This window comes from Parasphingopyxis algicola (genome assembly GCF_013378075.1).
In the GTDB taxonomy this organism is placed as follows: Bacteria; Pseudomonadota; Alphaproteobacteria; order Sphingomonadales; family Sphingomonadaceae; genus Parasphingopyxis; species Parasphingopyxis algicola.
In genome coordinates this window covers 1,687,042-1,710,647 of the sequence record NZ_CP051131.1, presented here as the reverse complement: position 1 = coordinate 1,710,647, position 23,606 = coordinate 1,687,042, and the positions used below count along the sequence as shown (strand labels likewise).

General features: G+C 61.5%; 22 protein-coding genes and 1 tRNA gene. 12 read left to right on the top strand and 11 right to left on the bottom strand.

Features of this window, described 5'->3' with window-relative positions:
* The first annotated feature begins 2 nt into the window (after positions 1 to 2).
* The 5 genes from HFP57_RS08445 (at position 3) to HFP57_RS08425 (ending at position 4,288) form a co-directional block, all read left to right on the top strand.
* A complete protein-coding gene (locus tag HFP57_RS08445; RefSeq protein WP_176869366.1) occupies positions 3 to 1,238 on the top strand; it encodes an NAD(P)/FAD-dependent oxidoreductase in 1,236 nt (411 codons plus the stop codon).
* Between the two features lie 117 nt (positions 1,239 to 1,355).
* The gene (locus HFP57_RS08440; RefSeq protein WP_176869365.1) at positions 1,356 to 1,952 is read left to right on the top strand and encodes a carboxymuconolactone decarboxylase family protein; all 597 of its coding nucleotides are present in this window, start codon (positions 1,356 to 1,358) and stop codon (positions 1,950 to 1,952) included.
* Between the two features lie 22 nt (positions 1,953 to 1,974).
* Positions 1,975 to 2,682: a CoA transferase subunit A gene (locus HFP57_RS08435; RefSeq protein ID WP_176871219.1), complete on the top strand. Its 708-nt coding sequence runs from the start codon at positions 1,975 to 1,977 to the stop codon at positions 2,680 to 2,682.
* Entirely contained in the window at positions 2,679 to 3,470 is a 792-nt protein-coding gene (pcaD, locus tag HFP57_RS08430) for a 3-oxoadipate enol-lactonase (RefSeq protein WP_176869364.1), read from the top strand. The genes HFP57_RS08435 and pcaD overlap by 4 nt, the downstream gene beginning before the upstream one ends.
* A 497-nt stretch (positions 3,471 to 3,967) precedes the next feature.
* Complete coding sequence (locus HFP57_RS08425; protein WP_176869363.1) at positions 3,968 to 4,288, top strand: DUF736 domain-containing protein; 321 nt, start codon at positions 3,968 to 3,970, stop codon at positions 4,286 to 4,288.
* Between the two features lie 338 nt (positions 4,289 to 4,626).
* On the opposite strand, the gene HFP57_RS08420 is transcribed toward HFP57_RS08425, so the two are convergent.
* Both HFP57_RS08420 and HFP57_RS08415 read right to left on the bottom strand, forming a co-directional pair.
* A complete protein-coding gene (locus HFP57_RS08420) occupies positions 4,627 to 4,863 on the bottom strand; it encodes a conjugal transfer protein TraD (RefSeq protein ID WP_246263526.1) in 237 nt (78 codons plus the stop codon).
* Positions 4,864 to 4,900: 37 nt separating this feature from the next.
* Entirely contained in the window at positions 4,901 to 5,206 is a 306-nt protein-coding gene (locus HFP57_RS08415) for a conjugal transfer protein TraD (RefSeq protein ID WP_176869361.1), read from the bottom strand.
* Positions 5,207 to 5,378: 172 nt separating this feature from the next.
* On the opposite strand from HFP57_RS08415, the gene traA reads away from it, so the two are divergent.
* Together traA and HFP57_RS08405 are read left to right on the top strand one after the other, a co-directional pair.
* On the top strand, positions 5,379 to 8,243 hold the full coding sequence (gene traA / locus HFP57_RS08410; RefSeq protein WP_176869360.1) for a Ti-type conjugative transfer relaxase TraA: 2,865 nt from the start codon (positions 5,379 to 5,381) through the stop codon (positions 8,241 to 8,243).
* A gap of 28 nt (positions 8,244 to 8,271) precedes the next feature.
* Positions 8,272 to 8,766 carry a DUF6118 family protein gene (locus HFP57_RS08405; RefSeq protein WP_176869359.1) on the top strand — a complete coding sequence of 165 codons (495 nt, stop codon included), beginning with the start codon at positions 8,272 to 8,274 and terminating at the stop codon, positions 8,764 to 8,766.
* On the opposite strand, the gene HFP57_RS08400 is transcribed toward HFP57_RS08405, so the two are convergent.
* From HFP57_RS08400 to recJ, 7 genes are all read right to left on the bottom strand, one after another.
* Complete coding sequence (locus tag HFP57_RS08400; protein ID WP_176869358.1) at positions 8,750 to 9,661, bottom strand: nucleotidyltransferase and HEPN domain-containing protein; 912 nt, start codon at positions 9,659 to 9,661, stop codon at positions 8,750 to 8,752. The two genes, HFP57_RS08405 and HFP57_RS08400, sit on opposite strands and share 17 nt — an antisense overlap.
* Before the next feature lie 114 nt (positions 9,662 to 9,775).
* Positions 9,776 to 9,946 (bottom strand): hypothetical protein, encoded by a 171-nt coding sequence (locus tag HFP57_RS08395; protein ID WP_176869357.1) that lies wholly within the window; start codon positions 9,944 to 9,946, stop codon positions 9,776 to 9,778.
* Positions 9,947 to 10,091: 145 nt separating this feature from the next.
* A complete protein-coding gene (locus HFP57_RS08390; RefSeq protein ID WP_176869356.1) occupies positions 10,092 to 11,228 on the bottom strand; it encodes an alanine/ornithine racemase family PLP-dependent enzyme in 1,137 nt (378 codons plus the stop codon).
* The gene (locus HFP57_RS08385) at positions 11,225 to 12,391 is read right to left on the bottom strand and encodes an N-acetyltransferase DgcN family protein (RefSeq protein WP_176869355.1); all 1,167 of its coding nucleotides are present in this window, start codon (positions 12,389 to 12,391) and stop codon (positions 11,225 to 11,227) included. Before HFP57_RS08385 ends, HFP57_RS08390 begins: the two co-directional genes overlap by 4 nt.
* Before the next feature lie 1,318 nt (positions 12,392 to 13,709).
* Positions 13,710 to 13,784 (bottom strand) — tRNA-Glu (locus tag HFP57_RS08380).
* 62 nt (positions 13,785 to 13,846) lie between these two features.
* Positions 13,847 to 14,230, bottom strand: coding sequence for a VOC family protein (locus tag HFP57_RS08375; protein ID WP_176869354.1), 384 nt, complete (start codon positions 14,228 to 14,230; stop codon positions 13,847 to 13,849).
* A 28-nt stretch (positions 14,231 to 14,258) separates the two neighbouring features.
* Positions 14,259 to 16,022 (bottom strand): single-stranded-DNA-specific exonuclease RecJ, encoded by a 1,764-nt coding sequence (recJ, locus tag HFP57_RS08370; RefSeq protein WP_176869353.1) that lies wholly within the window; start codon positions 16,020 to 16,022, stop codon positions 14,259 to 14,261.
* A gap of 127 nt (positions 16,023 to 16,149) precedes the next feature.
* On the opposite strand from recJ, the gene HFP57_RS08365 reads away from it, so the two are divergent.
* The gene (locus HFP57_RS08365; RefSeq protein ID WP_176869352.1) at positions 16,150 to 17,025 is read left to right on the top strand and encodes a hypothetical protein; all 876 of its coding nucleotides are present in this window, start codon (positions 16,150 to 16,152) and stop codon (positions 17,023 to 17,025) included.
* Between the two features lie 15 nt (positions 17,026 to 17,040).
* Here the strand turns inward: HFP57_RS08365 and HFP57_RS08360 are convergent, their stop codons facing one another.
* Positions 17,041 to 18,261, bottom strand: a complete 1,221-nt coding sequence (locus HFP57_RS08360; protein ID WP_176869351.1) for a cation:proton antiporter domain-containing protein — start codon at positions 18,259 to 18,261, stop codon at positions 17,041 to 17,043.
* Between the two features lie 134 nt (positions 18,262 to 18,395).
* Here HFP57_RS08360 and HFP57_RS08355 point away from each other — a divergent pair, with 134 nt between their 5' ends.
* The 4 genes from HFP57_RS08355 (at position 18,396) to HFP57_RS08340 (ending at position 21,817) form a co-directional block, all read left to right on the top strand.
* Complete coding sequence (locus tag HFP57_RS08355; RefSeq protein WP_176869350.1) at positions 18,396 to 19,358, top strand: ABC transporter ATP-binding protein; 963 nt, start codon at positions 18,396 to 18,398, stop codon at positions 19,356 to 19,358.
* Positions 19,355 to 20,116 carry an ABC transporter permease gene (locus HFP57_RS08350; protein WP_176869349.1) on the top strand — a complete coding sequence of 254 codons (762 nt, stop codon included), beginning with the start codon at positions 19,355 to 19,357 and terminating at the stop codon, positions 20,114 to 20,116. The genes HFP57_RS08355 and HFP57_RS08350 overlap by 4 nt, the downstream gene beginning before the upstream one ends.
* Positions 20,117 to 20,118: 2 nt before the next feature.
* Complete coding sequence (locus HFP57_RS08345; protein ID WP_176869348.1) at positions 20,119 to 20,610, top strand: flavodoxin family protein; 492 nt, start codon at positions 20,119 to 20,121, stop codon at positions 20,608 to 20,610.
* Between the two features lie 100 nt (positions 20,611 to 20,710).
* Positions 20,711 to 21,817, top strand: coding sequence for a class I SAM-dependent methyltransferase (locus HFP57_RS08340; protein WP_218135099.1), 1,107 nt, complete (start codon positions 20,711 to 20,713; stop codon positions 21,815 to 21,817).
* A gap of 88 nt (positions 21,818 to 21,905) precedes the next feature.
* Here the strand turns inward: HFP57_RS08340 and HFP57_RS08335 are convergent, their stop codons facing one another.
* Positions 21,906 to 23,594: a PD40 domain-containing protein gene (locus HFP57_RS08335; protein WP_176869347.1), complete on the bottom strand. Its 1,689-nt coding sequence runs from the start codon at positions 23,592 to 23,594 to the stop codon at positions 21,906 to 21,908.
* Positions 23,595 to 23,606 lie beyond the last annotated feature (12 nt).

Below are 23,606 nucleotides of genomic sequence, written 5' to 3'. Positions count from 1 at the left end.
CGGTGACGAAGACCGAAGGCGAACGAAACTATGATGTTCTCATCGTTGGCGCCGGACAGGCCGGCGCGCAGCTTGCCTCACGTTTGCGTGAAAAGGGATTCGAAGGCTCAATCCTCATAATCGGAGACGAGGCGGTCCCGCCATATGAGCGGCCGCCGCTATCGAAGAGTTATTTCATGGGTGAGCATGATGCCGAACACATGCTCATCCGCCCGGCGTCTTTCTGGTCGGAAACCGGGGTCGACATGATGCTCGGAGTTGCCGTTGAGCAGCTTGAGCCTGAACGACGGCGTGTGCGTCTGGCGGGTGGCGATTTCGTTGAATATAATTGGTGCGTGCTCGCAACCGGTGCCCGGGTCAGAAAACTGAGCTGTCCCGGAAGCGATGCGCCGAATATCTTCTATTTGCGCAGTCTTGCCGACGTCGACCGGATCAGGGAAACGCTCGCGCCGGGTATACGCATCGCGGTCATCGGTGCCGGTTATATCGGTCTTGAAGTGGCCGCCGCCGCCCGCAAGGCAGGGCATCCGGTAACTGTTATCGAAACGCAGGATCGCGTCCTGTCACGCGTTACCAGTTCCGTGGTTTCGAATTTCTACGAGCGACTCCACCGGTCGCATGGCATCACTTTCCAGTTGGGCGAAATGGTGGAAGCGATCGAAGACGGAGATGGTTGCACCGTTCTCCGGCTTTCGTCCGGTCTCGGAGTGGAAGCCGATATCATATTGGTTGGAATTGGCGTTGTCGCCGAGGCGGAACTGGCCGCCCGCGCGGGGCTGGCGTGCGATGACGGCATTGTCGTGAACGATTGCTTTCGTACCGGCGATGATCGCATATTCGCAATCGGCGATTGCGCCCGTCATTCAAACATCTTTGCCGGTGCATCGTGGCGATTGGAGTCGGTTCAGAACGCGGTGGATTCCGCCAATCTCGTTGCGGATGTGATACTCGGCGAAAGACGGACCTATGACGATTTACCTTGGTTCTGGTCCGATCAGTATGATGTGAAGTTACAGACCGCCGGCCTCTGGCATCTGGCTGATGATATCGTGGTCAGGGGCAACCCCGAACAAGCGCCTTTTTCCGTCACTTATCTGAAAAACGGCCAGCTCGTCGCAGTAGATTCCATCAACAATCCGCGCGATTTCATGGGTGCCAGAAAGCTTATCGTCGCAGGTGCATCGCCTGAGCCATCTCAGCTCGCCGACCCGGCCGTGCCGCTCAAATCGCTGCTTTGAAAACCGGTTGGCGGATTCGCTGCGCGCGACAGCTAACAATTGCGTTTCACGGCCTATCGTTCGCCCGCGTCGAAAGCATAGAAAAGCCGACATCCAGAATCTTGAAGAGGATAAACCATGCCCGGAGTCGAACCGCTAAAGCCCTCTGATGCACCTGAATTGCAATCCTTTTTCGACGTCTGGACCGAGCGCATGGGCTATGTGCCCAATACCTTGCTGACCTTGGCGCGCAAACCCAAGGTCGTGCGCGCGCTCGCCGCTTTGTCGGAAGCGGTGCACGATCCGGAGACCAGCATATCTCCGGAATTGCGTACCCTGGTCGGCGTTATGGCCAGCATGACGCATGGCTGCAATTTCTGTCTGGCACATACAGCGGCCAATGCCTCGCGTGCGGGCGCGGCGGCGGAAAAGATCGATCATGTGTGGGAATATGAAACCAATGACCTGTTCGACGAAGCTGATCGCGCCGCGCTTGACTTCGCACGCGCGGCGGCATCGGTGCCCAACGCGGTGACAGAAGAGAATTATGAGGCGCTGCGCCGCTATTTCAGTGATGAGGAGATCATAGAGATACTCAATGTCGTGGCCTATTATGGCTGGTACAACCGCTGGAACGCTTCGATGGGGACGGTGCTCGAGGAAATCCCGCGCGATTTTGCCGAAGAGCATCTCAAATCGACGAAATGGGAGGTTGGAAGGCACGAAGAATCATAGCCGTGCTTCCGCTATCCAAGCGATGAGGAAAAAAACTTGTCCGAATGCGGCCGCCGCCCTGGACGGCCTTTTGCGCGATGGCCTGACGCTTATGTCGGGCGGCTTCGGACTGGTCGGCAATCCTGAAAATCTCATTCCGGTAATCCGCGATTCCGGTATCAAAAATCTGACCGTGATTTCCAACAATTGCGGGGCAGACGGTTTTGGACTGTATCTGCTGCTGGCCAACGGTCAGATCAAAAAAATGATCGCCTCCTATATTGGCGATAACAAGCTGTTCGAGCAGCTCTATCTGTCGGGCGAGCTCGAACTGGAGCTTAATCCGCAAGGCACTTTGGCCGAACGTATCCGAGCCGGCGGCGCGGGTATTCCTGCTTTCTATACTGCCACAGGCGTTGGAACGGTCGTCGCCGAAGGCAAGCCCATCGAAGAATTTGACGATCGGATCTATGTGCGCGAGCGGTGGCTGCGCGCCGATATCGCTCTGGTCAAGGCCTGGAAGGGCGATCCGGAAGGCAATCTCGTTTATCGCAAGACCGCGCGTAACTTCAATCCATCCATGGCGACCGCCGCCGATGTCACGATCGCGGAGGTCGAACATCTGGTCGAGCTGGGCGATCTCGATCCCGATCATATTCATACGCCGGGCATCTATGTCGATCGGATCGTCCAGGGCGCGCGATACGAGCGACGGATAGAACAGCGCACAGTGCGCGAGAGACCAGCATGAAGGCCGAATATTTCACCACCGGAGACGGTTGCCGGATCGCCTATGACTATCGTGCGAATGGCAAGCCGCCACTGCTCCTTTCTCCATCTCTGGGGACATCCATGGCGCTGTTCGACGACCAACTCGACGCGTTTGGGACACATTTTTCGTTGCTTCGATACGATCCTCGCGGCCATGGCGAAACCGATGTCCCGCAGGGCGCCTATTCGCTCGATCGCCTAGGCCGCGATGCCATCGAATTGCTCGATCATCTGGGGATCGGGCGCGCGGCATTTTGCGGTGTGTCGCTTGGCGGGATGGTCGGGCAATGGATGGGGATTCGCGCGCCCGAACGGCTGACGCACGTCGTGCTCGCCCATACGGCGGCCTATATGGGGCCTCCGGCAGAATGGGATAAGCGGATAGAAACGGTTCGGCGTGGGGGCATGGCCGCTGTGGGCACGCTTGTCGTGGAGCGTTGGTTCAGCGATGATTTTCGGGCGCAATATCCGTCAAAGACAAACGCGTTCAAAAAGCTGTTGGTCGGCACTGACGTGCGTGGGTACGCAGGATCCGCGGCGGCGATCAGAGATATGGATCTCAGACGAATAATTTCGCTGATCGAAGCACCTGTTCTCATTATTGACGGAACGTTCGACACTGCTACGCCAACGACTTGCGCGGAAGAGTTAGCGGCCGAGATTCGTTCTGCAACGATGGTCCGATTGCTAACAGCGCATTTGGGTAATGTTGAGCGCTCTTCTGAATTCAATAGGAATATGCTGTCGTTTCTATGTCAGAATGGTTGAAGCAAATTTCAGCATTTTCGACATCTTTCACATAAATGGAACTATGGCGACGGTTTCGCTAAATGATTGAGAGATGACGTCGGAGGCGCGTTCCCGTTACGAAATTAGTTTTCCGGCAAGCTAACAGGCTTGTTTTGATAGTTGTCAACGGATGCATGGGGGTACGGCCATCAATCCCGCCCTTTGCGCGTTTATAGCCCAAGAGACGCCGCATCACGAATTGTCTCTCAGCAATTGGGTCTTGGCGTCGCACCCATCGCCCTGCTTTGCGCTCTTGGACCTATGGCAGACGGCGTCCGTATACAACCGGCGCTCTCAGCACTTTTTCCCCGCCGCTGCGCGGCTCCTCGCGCTCGCTTCGCTATCAAAAAAGCGCCTCGCGCCGGTCCTGCGCTGCGCTTTGGCCCTCCAGGTGCATGCGCCCGCCACCCGCCATCAATGGTCCCGCGTCAGCAGGGCGATGGGCGCCCCGCTCGCAACCAAAAGGAGACTGTAAGATGGCACAAGCACCGGGATATGTAACGCGTACCGAAACCGGGTTCGAAGGCACGCTCGCGACGATGGGCCTCAAGAAGCGCATCCGCATCGTCGAGAACACCGCCAAGGAGACCGACGCCCAGCCCGATTACCGCATCCGCACCGAAGACGGCGTCGAGATCGGCGGCGGCTGGAGCCGGACCCGCCGGGTGAGCGGCAACCCCTATGTCTCGCTGACCTTCGCCGCCCCCGAGTTCGGGCCGAACAGGATCTACGCCAATCTCGGCCGCGCTGCCGGCGAAGACGACCGGATGGCGATCCTCTGGAACCCGCGCGGCTGACGCGGTTCCAGGCCCCCGCGCTTTCCGGAGCGCGGGGACTTTTCCATCATCAAAACCTTGGCAATCCTGATCAGAACAGCCCGAACCGTGTTGCGATCACTTTATCGCACCATCCGCATCCGTCATGGTCACCGCTCGATCTTGACTCGATCCCTTGCCGAACCGCAATTCACGGAATTGGAAAAATTGCGATGTCGCAATTTCTCGTCGGCGCCATAGGTCACGCCGACGTCTGGGGACGGCAAGCAGCCTTGCCGTCTCCTTTTGTTTGCGTTGCGAAAAACCGTGCATGCGATGGTCATCATCCTTACTGTCCGGCATAGCCGCGACCGCGATTTTTAGCGCGCCGTCTCGTTGCGTTTTGTTTTCTCCACATCCGCCTTAAACGCCCGCTTCCCGCGTCTGCGCCAAAGCATGATCGCCTGTTCGCGCTGCTCGCCAGACAGCTTGCCGGCGAGGCCGAGGAACGCGCCATAAAGCACCGCCCGATCGTCATCGGTCAGCTCAACGAGCCCGGCTTTGCTGACCAGCCCGCCGAGCTCGATCAGCCGGCGCGTGCGCTCGCGGCGCTTCACGACCCAGTCCCGCATATCGTGGCGGGCGCGGGCGGCCTCAACCCGATGCCGGGCCGCTCGTGCCCGGCGCAGCGCTGCTAGCGTCGCGACCAGCTTTGCGCGGAGCTTTTCGCGTCTTGCTTTGAAAGAACCCTTCGCCGCGCTCGCGCCACGCCTCCTTTGTTGCAGCATCGGTTGTATCGCTGGCCGCCAGCAACGCGCCGGCCAATATCTCGACCCCGATGGCATCGGCGCCGGTGGCGGTGACGAGCTCGCCCAGCTGTCGGACCTTGTTCTCCTTGAGCGCTTTGGTTTTGTCCTGCAGCGCTTTGAGCTCAGCATCAAAATCGCGCGGTTTACGCATCACATTCTCCTTGTCTCGCGTGATGCGCTTAGCCTAATCGATGCCGCCGCCAATGGCTGCCATGTTACCGGAACGGCGTGGCACGGCCTGGTCCCGAACAAGAAAATTTCTGGTGAGGGCGCGCTTATACGTCGTGCCGACGTGGCTTGCAGGGTGTAGATGGTATGCCGCCATGGCGATCTACCATCTGCACGTCAAAGTGATCGGCCGCGCGACGGGCGCGAGCGCCGTTGCGGCGGCCGCCTATCGCGCCGCCGAACGCCTGCACGACCACCGGATCGACCGGGCGCACGACTTCACCAACAAGGCCGGCGTGGTGCATTCGGAAATCCTGCTGCCGGACGAAGCGCCCGAGCATCTGTCGGACCGCGCGGCGCTGTGGAACGCGGTCGAGGCGGGCGAGGTCAGAAAGGACGCGCAGCTCGCGCGCGAGGTTGAGTTCGCGATTCCGCGGGAGCTGACCGAGGCGCAAGGCATCGCCTTGGCCCGCGATTTTGTTGAACACGAGTTCGTCGAAAAAGGCATGATCGCCGATCTCAACGTGCACTGGGATAGGGGCGAGGACGGGCTGGCCCGGCCGCATGCCCATGTCATGCTGACCATGCGCGAGGTGGACAGGGACGGGTTCGGCAAGAAGGTGCGTGACTGGAACAGCAGACGCCAGATCGAAGAGTGGCGCGAAGCCTGGGCCGACCATGCCAATGCGCGCCTCGCCGAGCTCGGCATCGAAGCCCGGATCGATCATCGCAGCCTCGAAGACCAGGGCATCGATCTCGAACCGCAGCACAAGATCGGGCCGGCGACGCCGCGCCGGATCGCGCAGGGGCTCGAGGCCGAGCGGCTCGACGAGCATCGCGCGATCGCGCGCGCTAACGGCGACCGGATCATCACCATGCCATCGCTCGCCTTGGATGCGATCACCCACCAACAGGCGACGTTCACCACTCGCGATCTCGCTCGGTTCGTCCATCGCCATTCGGACGGCAAGGACCAGTTCGACCGCGTCATGGCGGCGGTATGCGGATCGTCGGAGCTGGTGGCGTTGGGGAGGGACGGGCATGGTTGGGAGCGCTTCACGAGCCGCGCGATGCTGGCCGCCGAAAAGCGGTTGGAGCGGGCTACCGAACGCATGGCACGCCGCGAACAGCATCGCGTGACCGAGCGTAGCCGGGAACGCGCGCAGGCCCTCGCCGCAAAACGCGGTCTCGCGCTATCGGGCGAACAGCGCGCTGCGTTCGCGCATATCACCGACGGGCGCGATCTCGGCATCGTGCTCGGCTATGCCGGCAGCGGCAAATCGGCGGTGCTCGGGGTCGCAAAAGATGCGTGGGAGCAATGCGGCTACCGCGTGCAGGGGCTCGCGCTCTCGGGCATCGCGGCGGAAAATCTCCAACAGGGCTCGGCGATCCCGTCGCGCACCATCGCCAGCATGGAGCATGGCTGGGCGGGCGGACGCGATACGCTCACCGAGCGCGATATACTCGTGATCGACGAGGCCGGGATGATCGGCACGCGCCAGATGGAGCGGGTGCTGACCGAAGCGCACAGACGCCGCGCCAAAGTCGTGCTGGTCGGCGATGCCGAACAGTTGCAGGCAATCGAGGCGGGGGCCGCGTTCCGGTCCATTGCCGAACACCATCCCCATGCCGAGATCGGCACGGTAAGACGGCAGCGCGCCGACTGGCAAAAACAGGCGACGCGTCAGCTGGCGACCGGACGTACCGGCGAGGCGCTGGCCGCCTATCGCGATCATGGCATGGTGCATGCGGCGGAGAACCGGGAGCAGGCCCGTGCAAGTCTGATCGATCGCTGGGATGGCGAACGGCGCGCCGCGCCCGATCAATCGCGGATGATCCTGACCCATACCAATGCCGAGGTGCGGGCATTGAACAGGCTGGCGCGCTGGCGGCTGCGCGAGGCCGGGGAGCTGGGCGAAGATGTGCGCGTCACGGTCGAGCGTGGCAGCCGGACGTTCGCACCTGGCGACCGGCTTCTGTTCCTGCGCAACGAACGCGGTCTGGGCGTCAAGAACGGGACGCTCGGCACGATCGAACGGGTCGGCCGCGGCGATATGACGGTGCGGCTCGATAGCGGTAGCCGCGTAGCGTTCGATGTGAAGGATTATGCCCATATCGATCATGGCTATGCGGCGACGATCCACAAGGCGCAGGGCGTGACGGTCGACCGGGCGCATCTGCTGGCGACGCCCGGGCTCGACCGCCACGCCGCCTATGTCGCGCTGTCGCGCCACCGCGATACGGTGCAGCTTCATTATGGGCGGGACGATTTTGGCGACCACCGCCAGCTCGTGCGCACCCTGTCGCGGGCGCGGCCCAAGGATATGGCCAGCGATTATGTGGAGCGGCGCGCGATACGGTTGCCGGAAAGAGGAGAGAGATCGCCCGAGCCGCGCGGTATGTTCGCCGGGTTCCGCCCGGCCAGGATAGGGAAGGGGGAAGAGCGGTCAACCGAGCGCGCGCAAAACGCGTCGCATCGGCGCCGAGCGGTTATCCGCTATGCGCGCAGCCTGCAGGCCGCTGTCCGGATGCGCGATCAGGGCCTGCCGGTGCTGCCGCATCAGCGCCAGGCGCTGGAGAGCGCCCGCGACACGCTTAACGCCATCGACAAACACGCTTCGCGCGATCTGGACCGGGCCTTTGCGCAGGAGAAGGGGCTGATCGGCGAGGCGGCCGATGGACGCACCGGCCGCGCCATCCGCGCGATGCAGCACGAGGCTCGGGTGTGGACCGATCCGCATCTGCGCGCCCAGCGGTTCGTCAGACGCTGGCAGGCGCTGCATCGCGAGCGCACCCAGCTCTACCGGGCCGGCGACCGGAGGGGCATGCATCAGGTCACGGGCAGCATGGGGGCGATGGCGAAAAGCCTGGAGCGCGACCCGCAGGTTGAATCGCTGCTCCGGCCGCGGGCCCGCGAGCTAGGGCTCAACATCGACACCAATTTGATGCCGGGCCGCAGTCTGGCGCGCCAGCTTGTCCACTATCTGGGGCTGGCGCGTGGGCGCGGGCTGGGGCGCTAGCGAACATATGCCCGGAAAGGAGACAAACATGACCGACGTGGAAGATAGCGGCGACGCGGCGGTCGAAGCCTTTGCGGCGTTGCGGGTCGAGGTGGCGTTGCTGCGCCGCGCGGTCGAGGGGCTGGCCGCCGAGCGGGCCGAAGAGGCCGCGCCTGACTATAGCGTGACGCTCGGGGAGATCGTGCGGCAGGTGGAACGCCAGGCCCGGGCGATTCAAGCGTTGGCCGAGCGTCCGGCGCTTGGGCTGACGCCGGAGACGATCACGCGGCAGATTACGGCCGCCGGTGCCGAAGCGCGGCGCGAGGATGTTGCGGCGTTGCGTGAAGCGCAGATGGCAATGGAGCGGACGGCCGCCGCGCTCAGCAGAGCAATGAAATCCGGGCGCACGGCGAACGAGCAGCGGCGATGGGTGATCCGGAGTGCGGTGGGAGGGATGGTCGCAGGTGCGCTCCTGTGGGCGTTCGTCCCGGGCATGATCTTGCGCGCGTTGCCCGAGAGCTGGACCGCTATGCTGTCTGGTTAGCCAAAGCATCGATCCGCTCGACGCAAATCGCCGCGACCATATCCCTGAGCGCTTCGGCCCGCTCGCCCAGCCAAGCCAGTTCATCGGCGGTGATCTTGTAGTGTTTGGAGTAGCGTGCTTCGACATAGGCGCGTTTCAAAAGTTCAAAGGCGCGGCGATCGGCCTTCGTCTCGCGCGGCCAGACATCGATCAGGCGTGGGTCCTGGTCCTCGGCCAATGAACGCAGGAATTTGATGTTGTGTGACGCTGGCGAATAGTTGGTCTGTACCAATAGCAAGGCCGTGTAGTAGCGTTCGACGGCCTGATGAAGGTCGAATGCCGCGACGTTTGCCGCGCCATCGTTAACGGCGTGGGTATATTGGCGAAAATAATCATCCGCGTTTTTCATCCAGAACTCATGGTGCTCTTTGGCGACCTCCAGCGCCGCTTCTGGGCTTGGCGGCTGCGGTGTGACAAACGGCTTCTCGCCTTTGAGCTCGTAGAGCGCGATGCCCTCCTCGATCACATCGGAGAAGAAATACTGTCCTTGGGCAAGCGCGTTGTTCACGTCGCTCAATGTGTGGACGATGAAATTGACCGGGCGCTTGATCGTCGGCTCGTGCATCAGCCGGTCTTCAGCCCGGTACCAGTAGGTCGAGAAGTCGACGACGCGCTCATGATTGACGACGATCAGCAGATCGAAGTCGCTCTGGTATCCCTTGGCGGTATGGGGTTCGTCGACCCAATTGCCTCGGGCGTACGATCCGAACAGGATGATCTTGAGGATGCGCCCGTCCTTCTTCTTCTGCGAGGAGGCATGCTTCATCGCATCGGCGAACTCGGCATGGAGGATCTCCACCGCCCGCTCCAGCTCGCGCTGCTTGGCCTGGGGCAGATGATCGATATCGCTTTTCATGGGAAGAGCTTAGCGATGCAAGAGTCCGCCGCCAAGCGCGGCCAAATATGGTCAGTGTTCCGCGGCAATGTTTGACGGCACTTCTTGGCCGAACGCGGACATTCGTACCGCCGTCTATCGGCTGGGCTCGCTCTCGGCTTCTCGCCGGGCTTGCGCCGCCGCATCGCTGATATTTGAGTAGCTCCACGTCTTGTAGTGGTAACGATCGACCGACGTTTTCGTAATCCCGTGGCAGGCCATCAGCTCGATTTCATCTTGATCGCTATTCGTCGTTTCAGTTGACATTGTGGTTCTGCCTCCTGCTGGGTCGCGACAGAGTCGCCGCTTTTACGATCAGATAGCCAGCACCACCGAATGCGCGTCCCGGATCCGCTGATCGGAACGGGACACAATTGATATGGAGACGCCATGTGAAACCACAAGGCCGAAATCATAGTACTGTATTGCGCATCGTAGCGACAAATCTAGGAATCGGGTTCGCTTTTGCCGGCTGACGGGCAGAACCGGTAAGCATAGTCTTTTCGACAAAGGGTGACGTCATCGCGCGCAGCAATGTCGTATAACTGATCCCGAAACGCTGCTTATCGCCTACCGTCGGCGAATGATCGCCCGTATCGAGCACGAGGTGATCGCTGCTCGCGCCAAGGATAGCCATGCCATTTGGGGGATCGAGCCCCGAAGGATCGCAGTCCTGGCGGCCCAGAGCGAGAATGGCCCGCGAAATGTTGCCGCGATCAATTACATGGCCGACTTCGCCGAATGCGTTTTGAGCAATTGCGCCCCAAGGCTGTGTAGGTTTGATTTTCGATTCAATGACTTCGGCGACCAGCGCAAAGGCGTCGCCATGAAGGCCCTCGATTGGGGTACGATGCAGTGCCTCACGACCGAACAAAATCGCTTCGCCCAGCCGAAGGTTGTTGATCCGGCCCCTGTCCGGTGCCGCGTAAGCCCATTCAATGTTGGCGGAATTACCACCCGAGACGATTTCGAGCACAAGGTCAAAGTTCTGCTCCACGGTGCAAGCGAGTGCTGATAGCGCAGCCATATTCGTTTCATCGGGCGATGTTCCGCTGAGACAGGCGAGATTGGTGCCGATGCCCATTAGCGAGATATTGGGCAGGCTCAATATCTCGCGCACGACGCCGTCGAGATCGTGCGGCATGATGCCTTCTCGCAAATCACCCAACTCGACCATAAGCACCACGCCATGCGTCCGGCCCATCGCTTCGGCGATGAGGGAAAGCTGTTTGATGACGATCAGCTCGGTATTAAAACTGATGTCCGCACTTCGTACGACGTTCTCGGCCTGACTGAGCATCGGCGAGCGAATTAGAGTCATGCTGGGCCCTGCGCCGAGGGCTGCGCGCATTCGCTCGATATTCTCGATTCTCGAATCTCCTAGGCCGCAGACACCGGCTTCAAGCAGCGTTCTGGCTATCGCGGGACAGCCCAGCGCGACCTTGGTCACGCCCGTAACGGAGATGTTTCGGCTGCCCAGACGGCTGACGAGCATCGCTGCATTGGCGGAGATTTTGTCGAGATCGATCTCCAGCCGCAGGGCGCTCATACGGGATCGACGATCCATTTTCCCGCGAGTTGTGGAAAGGCGGCCAAAGTCATCGCAACAAGCTCGTCGGTTGATCGGGTCATGGCATCGGTAGCAGGCATATTGAGCTTGTCCCGGTAACGGATGATTGCGCGATCGACATCAGCGGACGTCATGTTTTCATGGTTGATTGTCAGGCCAATGACCCGGGTTTTCGCGAAGGTCTCGATAAGCCGAATCTCTTCGGCTGGCTCGGGCATCGCCATTGTTTCGAAATCGCACCGATGCTTACGTCCAGGGGCATGCTGGAGAATGATGGCATCAGGGACGCTGCCACGCAGTATGAAGGAAGAGGTCGAATAGGCCGGATGGCTGAGCGATCCCTGACCCTCGATAATGATAATGTCAGGGTTTTCCGCTTCACAAGCCTCAAGAATTGTCGCTTCGAGCTCGCCCGCGCAAAATTGTGAAGGCACAGCGTCAAGCGCAAGACCGTAGCGAGCGCCCTGAATAAGTCCGGTCTGACCAGTGCCGACCATCAACGCCTTGATGCCGCGATCGTTGAGCGCGCGAGTAAGGATAGTCGCCGTCGTTCGCTTACCGATCGCGCAATCGGTTCCGAGTATTGCAATGCGCGGACAGGTGAGATCATTGATGCGCCCGGTAAACAGCCGCAGATGCTTTTTATCGCGCGGTTTTCGGATGTCCAATATCGTCACATCGCTCGCGATGCTCGCTGCTATGAATTCGGGATCCTCGCTCAGGAACTCGTGAAGGCCGTTGACGATGTTCATGCCGAAGGCCATCGCCTCGAGCACGATATCGCGCTCGTCGAGTGACAGCATCCCGGTGGCGGGTGCGGTACCGAAAATGAAGAAATCGGGTATCGTTCCCGCGTGCGCCATGGCCCCGGTCAGATCGCGGCATATGGGGATACCGTTTTGTTCGTCATCCAGAACCATGCCGGCATCCCTACCGGCTTTCGTGCTGTCGATGATCGACAGTATCTTGTATTTTTCCGAGTGGCGTACGAGCCCGTTCGCGGTCTTGCCATCGACCTTTCCGAAATTGCCTTCGCAATAGACGATTGCCGTATCCGGCTGCGGAGCCGTTTCCATAATCGGACCGTGTCTGGACTCGGTCGTGAACGGTGACAAAAGGCTGGGCTTTGCGCTGGTGGACATAGACGTTCCTCGAAATGCGGATAACCGCGATAGAGCCAGAATGGCCGACCAAATTCTGCCGCTTCGAGTGGAAACGCGCAAAATTGCACCGTGACGAGCACGGAGAAAATTTTAGGAATTGTCAGAAAATCTGAAATAAAGTCGGAAAATCGAAACTTCCGACATCATATATGTGTATAGTTCAAAAATATTCAATAAGAAAAATATACATTCATTCATGACCCTCGAGAAAATTCTAGTTCTCAATTACGATCTAATATATTCCAACGAAACGACAGCAACATTTGATAAGGCCGCTATAAATCAGTTTATTTGTTTCGCTATTTCGTGCGTGCGAGGTGCATATGGCTGGTTGATCGGTTGATGATCGACATCTCCTTTCCATGTCCCGCTCTTACAAAATCGAGACGTACCCCCATATGCAGTACATAGCCGGAGCTTTCCGGCCGCCGCATCACTTTTTGCACATAGCGTTATGGCGCATCTCTCGAGGCTGGGTTTTTTTCTCCCCGTGCCGAATTTGGTCCGGTATCCATTGGAGTACCGACTATGATTGATCTCAATTATCTCTACCACCGGGAGCAGGTCGAACTGATGCGCGCGCAATGGGGACTCAGCCCATCTAAACGCGCTCATCATCTTGAACAGGCCGCGAGTTATGCGGAGAGGATCAGGGTTCTACGCGATGTGACCGATCGAAACGCCCCGGCGGGAGCGGTTTTCGGGAATTAGCCCTGGATCGGCGCCTTCGGGATTTCGGCAAACAGTTATCTGTATCGTTTCATTCGACAAGGGAAATCTATGCGTCCGTCGTCTGCCCATTGTCGAGCGCAGGAAGCCGCTCAACGCGATCGTGCTGCCGAAACGACACTCGACAATGTCCGGATTATAGCGGAGAAAGCGGCTGATGCGTGGGGTCGAGAAGCCCTCTCGGCCGAAGAGCGGGAACAGCGGCAATTCCAAGCAAATGCAAAGACAAAGGCGGCACAGGTAGAAAGCTCGGAATCTAACGAAGAACATGATCGTTCACTGAGTGAAAATCCGGATCGCGGGTCGACGAGCTCCTGATCTCAAGTGCACATCCCGCCGTTTTTCCCAAATCCGTAATGTCGGCAATGAAGGCGCAAAGCAGAAGTCAGGTAAGCGGCTCGCAGGGAACTGTTGGAAAGAAGCCAGCCAACGCGCCGTTCGTCTCATTGTCACTCGTTTCGACCCATAGGATCGCAGAAAATAGAAAACAAATTGTGGGAACAAATGGCGTGAAAATCCCCTTTTCCCATATTTTATTTATTATAATCAATTATCTGCAGGGAGATACTGGTGACCCCTACGGGAATCGAACCCGTGTTTCAGCCGTGAAAGGGCCGCGTCCTAACCGCTAGACGAAGGGGCCGTCCCAGCGCGTGCGCCAATAGGCGAGGGCGCTGGGCGGGTCAAGCATTGTGTTGCACCGCATCATCCCTTAGCGCTGTGACAGACCGCCTGAAGCTTGTTGCCGTCGGGATCGCGGACATAGGCGCCATAATAGTTGGGATGATAATGCGGGCGGAGACCCGGCGGGCCTTCGTCCGATCCGCCATGGGCCATGGCGGCCGCGTAAAAGGCGTCCACCGTCTCCCGGTCCTTGGCCAGATAGGCGATATGCACGCCATTGCCGGGCGCCGCCGGTTCGCCGTTGAAAGCGGGACCGATAAAGGTCTTTTGTCCTGTCGCCTCGCCGAAGGCCGCGCCGGCGTCGGTTTCCATGAAAAGCGGGTGGCCGAGAACGTCCATGACGGCGAGCCAGAACGGCTTGGCGCGCTCCCAATTGTCGCAACCCAGCGTGATATGACCGAACATCCCTGTCTCCTCTTGCCGGCGTCATACCCTAGTCCGCCCAGGCCGCGTCCTCCAGATGGAGTTCGGCGGCGGGGCGCGGGCCCCAATCGTCGATCTTCGCGCGTCCCGCGACCCACAGCTTGCGCGTCGTCCCGGCACTCAGAACCGCCTGGCCGAGCGGGGTATCGGCGGCGCGAAAGGCGATGGTCTTGAGGCTGCGCCCGTCCTCGCCCGCAACGATCGCGCGGACATGATCGGTACCGACGATATCGGCCTTGATCACGCGCACGGGCCCGGTCGCGATGCGCGGCGCGGGCCAGCCCATGCCATAGGGTCCGCCTTCCTCCAGCGCCTCGACAAAGGCGGCCGTCATGCCGCCGGGTGCGACCACCGCGTCGAGTTGCAGCGCGCGTTCGCCGCGCGCCCGCGTCACATCGTCGGCCATCCGTTCGTTCAGAAAATCGGCGAGCGCGTCGATCTTGTCCTCGGCCACGGTAAGCCCGGCCGCCATCGGATGGCCGCCACCGGCCATCAGCAGGCCGGTATCTTTCGCAGCCAGCACCGCGCTGCCGAGATCGGCACCCGCGACCGAGCGGCCCGATCCCTTGCCGATCCCGTCCTCGTCGAGCGCGATGACGATAGCCGGGCGATGCAGCTTCTCCTTCAACCGGCTGGCGACGATCCCGATCACGCCCGGATGCCAGCCCTTGCCCGAAACCAGCGCGACCGAGCGATTGTCCTGGCCCTTGCCGAGTTCGAGCGCCTGTTCGGTCACCTCCGCCTCGATCGCGCGGCGTTCCTCGTTGAACTGTTCGAGTTCGGCGGCGATGGCGCGGGCTTCTTCGGGATCTTCGGTCGTCAGCAGCCGGACGCCGAGATCGGACTTGCCGACCCGCCCGCCCGCATTGATGCGCGGGCCGAGCCGGAAGCCGAGATCGGATGCGATCGGCGCCCGATCGAGACGCGAGGCTTCGAGTAGCGCGTTGATGCCGATATTGCGCTGGGCCGCCATTACCTTGAGGCCTTGCGCGACGAAGGCGCGGTTGAGACCGTGCAAGGCCGCGACATCGGCGACCGTGCCGAGCGCGACGATATCGAGCAGCTCGATCAGCTTGGGTTCGGGGCGGTTCGCAAAATATCCTTTCCCGCGCAATTGCCGGACGATCGCCGCGCCGAGCAGGAAAGCGACGCCGACCGCCGCGAGATGGCCGTGTGCCGCGCCTTCATTCTCGTCGAGCCGGTTCGGATTGACGAGGCTGTGGGCGACGGGCAGTTCGGCCGCGCATTTGTGGTGATCGACGACGATCACGTCGACGCCGGCATCTTTCGCCTGTTGCAGCGCCTCGAATGCCTGCGCCCCGCAATCGACCGTAACGATCAGCGAGAAACCCCGTTCGGCGAGCTTGACCAACGCCTCTCCGGACGGGCCATAGCCTTCCATCAGCCGGTCCGGAATATAATAGCCGGCATCAAGCCCGAGATCGCGGAGCAGGCGGATCAGCAGTGCGGCCGATGTCGCGCCGTCGACGTCATAATCGCCGAAGATGGTGACCTGTTCCCGGGCCTCGATCGCGGCGACTATGCGTTCGGCCGCCCGGTCCATATCGCGGAAGATGGACGGGTCCGGCATGAAACCGCGGATCGTCGGCGTGCGATAGGTGTCGATCTCCTCGCGCGCGCAGCCGCGCGACAATAGCAGGCCGGTCACCAGGTCGTCGGGCTGGAAATTGCCGCTCAGCCCGTCGATCGCGCCGCCGCGCCAGTGCCAGGGCTGGCCGGAGATGGAATGGGCGATATCGAGTGCGGGCTTCATCGCGCAATTCTAGCACCCGGCAGCCAGCAGATCATTATGTTCCGTGTTTGGCTGTGGGCGCTTGCGCCGGTTTCCGGAAATCTGGCTAAAATGCTATATCCGACCGGGCGCCGGGAGGGGGAAGGCGGTGGAAGCCGAACAACCGAAGCAAAACAAATGGCTTGGCCGGACCATCCAGTTGGCGGCGATCCCCGCGGTTCTCATTTTCATCGGCGTCATCGCCGCGCTGGACGACGAATATGATATTTTCTTCAGCCAGGCGGCGGGGGTCGCCGCACTGCTGGCCATTGTCGGTATGGGCGCCGGTATCTGGCGCTATGGCGCGCGGCATTTGCAGCCCGGCGCAGAGGAGTTGCTCGCCGCCGACGGCCGTCCGCCGATCCTCTATTTGCGGTCCTTCGCCGGCGAGAAGACGGTCGGCGACGAAGAATTGGCGATCGCGCGGGCGTTCGAAGATGTCGGCCCGTTCGTCGCGATCGTCGTGGCGGGCGATACGCCGGGCCTGGGCTGGGAGCTGGGCCAATGCGCACAGATCGACGATCCGCGCAAACTCGTTATCCTGATCCCCAACGACGAACGGGGCTACGACCGGTTTCGCGAGATCGCCAAGGGAAGCGGACTGCGACTGCCCGACTATCCACGCAAGGAACATCGAAGATATGCGACGAGCCGGCTTGCGGCGTTGCTGATATACGATCCCGGCTGGAAAGCGAAATATGTGCGCCTGCCCAAGGCCGCGGTGCGCGACATCAACGTTGATGGCGCCGAGAATCGCGGCGGCCGGGCCTGGGCCGCCATGCAGACGGTCGCGCGGCGTCAGGGGATCGAGCTGCCGCCGCCCCCGATCAACCCGGTCGCGGTCTATCGGCGGATCGTCCTATATATTGTCGTGATCCCGGGCCTGCTGTTTTTGGCCATCTTCGCGGCTGCGATCGGTTTTGGATATTTCGACCCAAACTGCACCAGCCCGGAGATCGGCGATTGCATAAATTGGGGCCCTTGAGGCCGGCGGGCGCGCCTATTCCTTGCCATCGGCTTTGGCTGCCTTGCTGTGGGCATAGCGGGCGGCGAAAGGCGCGGCGGTGATGCCATGGAGGATGATGCTGAGCAGTACGGCCAGACAGGCGGTCGCGCGGATGGGCTCGTTCGTCACGCCTTCGCCGAACACCAGGAGTACGAAGACTAGGGTGGCGAGGCCGCGCGGGCCGAACCAGCCGAGATAGGCGATGGTCGGCAGGCGGAGCTCCGTCCCGATCAACGATAAAGCGACGGCGCCCATGCGGATGACCGTCAGGCTGAGCAGCGCGTAGACGAGATAGACCCACTGGAACTCGGCGATCGCGATGGGCGCGAGCCCCAGCCCGAACACGAAAAACAGAGTCAGGCTGAAGAATTTCCCCTCCTGCTCGACGAATTCGGCGACCATGCCGGTGCGCTCCTCGCAAATCGCCGCGAAACTGAGGCCGGCGATAAAGGCGGAAACGAAGGCGTTACCGCCGATAGCTTCTGCGGCGAGGAATGCGCCGGCGGCGACGCCGATACAGGCCAGCGTTTCGAAACGCGGATCGAGCCAGTTTGCGCGCGCTGCGCTGACGATGGCGAACCCGCCGGCAAGCCCGGTGCCGACGCCCGCCAATACGCCGAAGCCGATCTGCTGCGCGGCAAAACCGGCCCAGAAGGCCCAGTCGCCATGCGTGCCGAGTTCGACATAGCCCGCCAGCGCCGCGAACAGCAGGACGGGCGGCACGGCGAGCCCGTCATTGAGACCGGACTCGGTGATGATCGCGCGCCGGACGCGCAGCGGCACCTTTTCATTCTCGACCACGGCGGCGCCCAGCGCGGCATCGGTCGGCGCGAGCATCGCGGCGAGCAGCGCGGCCTCCATCCAGAACATCTGCGGGAACAGGCCGAGCGCGGCGAGAGCGCCGAACAGGATCGCCAGCGGCAGGGCGATCAGCAACATGCGCTGCGCGATGATGTTCATGCCGATCACCTTGCGCAGCGACAGGCGCGAGGCGTCTCCGAACAGGACCAGCGCGAGCGTGCATTCGGCAAACAGCAGCAGGACGTCCGAGCCCGGATCGACGGTGAAGCTGACGAGCCCGGCGGTGCTCAACGCCAATCCCGCCAGTGCGAACACGAGCGGGGCAGGGGCGATCGTCGCGCCGAGCGGCCGCGAAAGGACGCCATAGCCGACGAAAAGCAGCGCAAGCGCCGCAAGCAGATGCTCGGCTTCCATGGCTGTTATTCTCCGCTCGGCCCCGTTCGGTTACCCGTGTCGGCCGCTCCTTGCCGAATTGCAAATGTCAGCAATCGCTGGCGCCGGTTCGTCTCGCGCTTGAACCTGCGATGGCGGACGTGCAGAGAAACCCCATGCAGCCCATCATTTCGATTTCGAATCTCAGCAAAATCTATGACGGCGGCGTCAAGGCGCTCGATTCGGTCAGCCTGGAAATCGACAAGGGCGAGATTTTCGCGCTCCTCGGGCCCAACGGCGCCGGAAAGACGACCCTGATCAGCGCGATGTGCGGTATCGTGACGCCGACATCGGGCACGATGCTGGCCGGCGGCCACGATGTCGTCCGCGACTACAAGAAAGCGCGCGCGATGATCGGGCTCGTGCCGCAGGAGATCAGCACCGATGCGTTCGAAACCGTCTGGGCGACGGTGAATTTCAGCCGCGGCCTGTTCGGCAAGCCGCGCGACCGCGCCTATATCGAACAGTTGCTGAAAGATCTCTCGCTCTGGGACAAGTGCGACGCGAAGATCATGGAGCTGTCCGGCGGCATGAAGCGCCGGGTGATGATCGCCAAGGCGCTGTCCCATGAACCCGAAATCCTGTTTCTCGACGAGCCGACGGCCGGCGTCGATGTCGAGCTTCGCCGCAGCATGTGGAATCTCGTGCGCGGGTTGCGCGAGCGCGGCGTCACCATCATCCTGACGACCCATTATATCGAAGAGGCCGAGGAAATGGCCGATCGCGTCGGGGTGATCCGGGGCGGCGAGATCATCGTGGTCGAGGAAACCGCGGCGATCATGCGCAAGCTCGGCAAGCGCCAGCTGACGCTGACGCTGAGCGATCCGATGGAGGCGGTGCCGGACGGGCTGGCCGAATGGCGTCTGGAGCTGGCCGATGAAGGCCATCGGCTGGTCTATACGTTCGACGCCAATGACGAGAGCACTGGTATTCCCTCGCTGCTCCGCCGGATGAGCGATCTCGGCATCGGTTTCGCCGATCTCGATACGTCGAAAAGCTCGCTCGAGGATATCTTTGTCGGTCTGGTGAACGAGGAAGGCGCAGCGAAAGCGAACGAAGAATCGGAGCCGGCGGCATGAACATTCGCGGCGTCTGGGCGCTTTACAGTTTCGAGATGCAGCGGACCTGGCGGACGCTATGGCAGAGCATCGTCACCCCGGTGATCACGACCGTGCTCTATTTCGTCGTATTCGGCAGCGCGATCGGATCGCGGATGGAGGATATCGGCGGCGTCGATTATGGCGCGTTCATCGTGCCGGGCCTGATGATGCTCTCGCTGCTGACGCAGAGCATCTCCAACGCGTCCTTCGGCATCTATTTCCCGAAATTCAGCGGTACGGTGTACGAGATGCTCTCGGCGCCGATGTCGCCGATCGAGCTCGTCATGGGCTATGTCGGCGCGGCGGCGACCAAGTCGATCCTGCTCGGCCTGATCATCCTCGCGACGGCCAATCTCTTCGTCGATGTGCGGATCGAATATCCGCTCGCGATGATCCTGTTTCTCGTGCTGACCGCGGTGACCTTCAGCCTGTTCGGTTTCATCATCGGGATCTGGGCCGACGGGTTCGAGCAACTCTCCTTCATCCCGATGCTGATCGTCACGCCGCTCACCTTTCTCGGCGGCGCCTTCTACTCGATCAACATGCTGCCCGATCCCTGGCGGACGATCAGCCTGTTCAACCCCGTGGTCTATCTGGTCAGCGGTTTCCGCTGGAGCTTTTACGGCGAAGGGGACGTCACGATCGGCCTCAGCCTCGGGATAACGGCCGTCTTCCTGTTCGCCTGTCTCGGCGTGATCATCTGGATTTTCCGGACCGGCTACCGGCTCAAGGAATAGCCATGGCGCGGCTGCTGATCGTCTATCACAGCATGACCGGCGGGACGCGGCAGATGGCGGAGGCCGCGGCCCAGGCGGCGCGCGATGCGGACGGTGCGGAGGTGATCGTCAAGGAAGCGCCGGATGCCGGGCCGGATGATTTGCTTGCGGCCGACGGATACCTCTTCGCGACGCCGGAAAATCTGGCCGCCATCGCAGGTGTGATGAAAGCTTTTTTCGATCGCTGTTATTATCCGGTGCTAGGCAGGATCGAAGGGCGGCCCTATGCCGCGATGATCTGCGCGGGCTCGGACGGGGCAAATGCGCGAAAACAGCTCGAGCGGATTGCGACCGGCTGGCGGCTGAAAAAGGTCGCCGATACGCCGATCGTCTGCACCCATGCGCAAACGCCGGAAGAAATTCTCGCCGAGAAACAGATCGGCGAAACGGATCTCGCCACCTGCCGGGAGATCGGCGCGGCGCTGGCGGCCGGGCTCGAGATGGGCGTGTTCTAAGCCGAAAATCATCCGACGCGTACAATTTCCACGCTCGTTCAAACGGTGTTTCCAACGTTGGGCTGACACAGATCTCCGCATCGATTGAACGATGAGGAATATGACGATGTGCAATTCGCTGACCCTGACGCCCGAAGTTCCGGCGCAACCCGACATGACGCCCGCGCAGCAGGCTTTTTCCGAAGAGCTGCTGCAGACGATCAACCATGCGGCGGCCGCGCTGATGATTTCGGTCGGCTACCGCACCGGCCTGTTCGATGCGATGCAGGACGGGCGGGCCGTGACGAGCGAGGAGCTCGCGGCCAAGGCCGGGCTGGACGAGCGCTACGTTCGTGAATGGCTGGGCGCGATGACCACGGCGCGGATCGTTCGGGTCGATCCGTCGAGCGGCCGGTTCACCCTTCCGGCGGACCATGGGGCCTTTCTCGGCAACGACGCGGCGATCGCCAATATGGCGGGCATGTTCCAGTTCATCGCCGTACTCGGCGGCGTCGAAGACAGGATCGTCGATTGCTTCCGCAACGGCGGCGGCGTGTCTTACGAAGCCTATGACCGCTTTCACGAATGCATGGCCGAGGAAAGCGACGGTACGATCGTCGCCGCGCTCGAAGACGCGATCCTGCCGCTGGCGCCCGGGCTGGTCGAACGGCTCGATGCGGGCATCGACGTTGCCGATATCGGCTGCGGGGCGGGCCGGGCGCTCAACCGCATGGCCGCGCTCTATCCGAACAGCCGCTTCACGGGTTTCGACCTGTGCGAGGAGACGGTGGTCCGGGCGCTGGCCGAAGCCGAAGCGCTCGGCCTCGACAATGTGCATTTCGAGAAGAAGGACGCGACTCTGCTGGAGGGCAGCGGCCTATTCGATCTGATCTGCACGTTCGATGCCGTTCATGACCAGGCGCATCCGGCCACCGTGCTGTCGCATATCCGCCGCCTGCTTCGGGACGACGGCGTCTACCTGGTCCAGGAAATCGACGCGCAGACCGCTGTAGCCGACAATCTCGACAATCCGCTCGGCACCTTCACCTACACGATCTCCTGCATGCATTGCATGACCGTGTCGCTGGCGCAGGGCGGTGTCGGTCTCGGCGCGGCCTGGGGCGAACAGCTCGCCATCGCGATGCTAAAGGATGCGGGTTTCGGAAACATCGAAACCCATCGCCTGCCGCATGACATCATGAGCATGTACTTCGTCTGCCGCCCCTGAACCCGGCGCAGGCAGCGAGAAGCCCCGGGGAAGCCGCAACCCTCCCCGGGGCTTCTTTTCAGAACCGAGGCGGGTGTAGTTTTGGTTCTCAGGTATCGGGCGCGGAACGGAAAAGGGCTGCTGGCGCAAAGTCGATATCGTCGACCTCCATCACGGATTCACTGCGCGCGACAATCTCGCCGGTTGAGGCGTCGATGGCAACGATCTCGTTGCGCCGGGGCAGGCCGATCAGCAGCCGGTCGCGGCCGACATCCAAAGCGAGGCCGAGCGGGGTCGAAGGAAGGGCGACCTCCAGCCTGACTTCGCCGCTGCTGTCGTCGAATGCGACCAGCCGTGAGGAGGCGTTGTTGATCGCCCACACCCAGTTGCGCTGCGTGTCGTGCGCCAGACCGATCGGAAAGGTTCCGCTGCTGTTCCAGCAGGACGAAAGCGCTTGGGCTTCAACGTCGATCGCGCACACTTCGCGATCAAAACCGTTAGTCACGAAGATCCGGCTTTCGTCGGCGGTTGCCGCGAGTCCCTCGGCGCCGTTTCCAGTGGGTATGTGCCGGGCCGATCCCGTCTCGAGATCGATCAGATCGATGCCGCCCGCTTCGGGATTGCTCGCCACGAGCAGCGAGCGGCTTCGCAGAAGCATGACTTTATGGACGCCTTCGGCAAGCTCAAATCGCCGAACCTCTTCAAGCGTTTCGCCGTCGAACTCGCGAACATGGCCTTCGGTTTCGCATGTGATCCAGAACCGTTCGGCCTGGGGCGCGATCGCAGCTCCATGGGGTCGCAAACAGCCTTCGAGCGACCGGTGCGCTATTGGCTCACCGGAAACAAGATCGATGACGCGAAATCCATCACTGAACTCGCTGATCCACCGCATCTCCGATTGCTCGATCGGCCCATCATGCGGGGCCGGAAAGACGCCATGAGACGGCACGACAGCGAAGCGACCATCATCGCTTATCGCAATGTCGTGTGGTCCCATCCCCGCCGGCAGACGCTGGCTGACAGCAAGCGTTTCCGGATCCAGCAGCACCAGCTCGCCCGCCGATCGCGCGATGGCGGCGATAGCTCGTTCCGCTGGTTCCCAAGTCCCCTGCTCGGCTTTGACGATGTCGGTATCGTCATCGCTGCTCTTCGCAAATACCAGCGATCCGTCGCTCAGGAAGCGCGGCATAAGATCGCTGCCCGTGCCGTTCAACCGGGACAATGATATGGCGGCGGACCAGTTGTCGCCGATACGGCGGGAAAGATAGAGATCGCCCGACACGCTTCTATTCCCAGGCCGGCCGGAAGTTTCGAAGATCATTGTCTCGCCATCCGGCGAGATCTCCAGATTCCATTCGCCGAATTCCGAATTCACCTCCGAGACCGCTTCGACCTGCCAGCCATCGGCTTCGCTGGTTGCGCGGTAAATGTCGCCCATGCCCGTTTCGAGCCGCGCCGATGCGAAGTAGAGTGTGCCATCCGGCCGCAAAACGGGGCTATACTCGGTTGCGGCGCTGTTAACCGGTTCGGGCAGTCTCCGAGGCTCGGCCCAACCGTCGCCCGCCCAGTCGACGCACCAGATGTCGATATTTCCTGGATCGCCGCGGTCGCTGGTGAAACAGGCTTTCTGTCGCTCGGCCGAATAGTAGAAACTGGCTTCGTCGGCGGCTGGATCGGCAAAAGAAGGCGCGGCGAGTTCGGTCCCGCCGGCTGCGGCGTACAGGATCGAAGACTGCGCATTCGTGGCCCATGCGCCGTCGAGCCGCGTCAGATAGAGGCCGTCTGGCCCCTCGCTCATTGAGACTTCCGG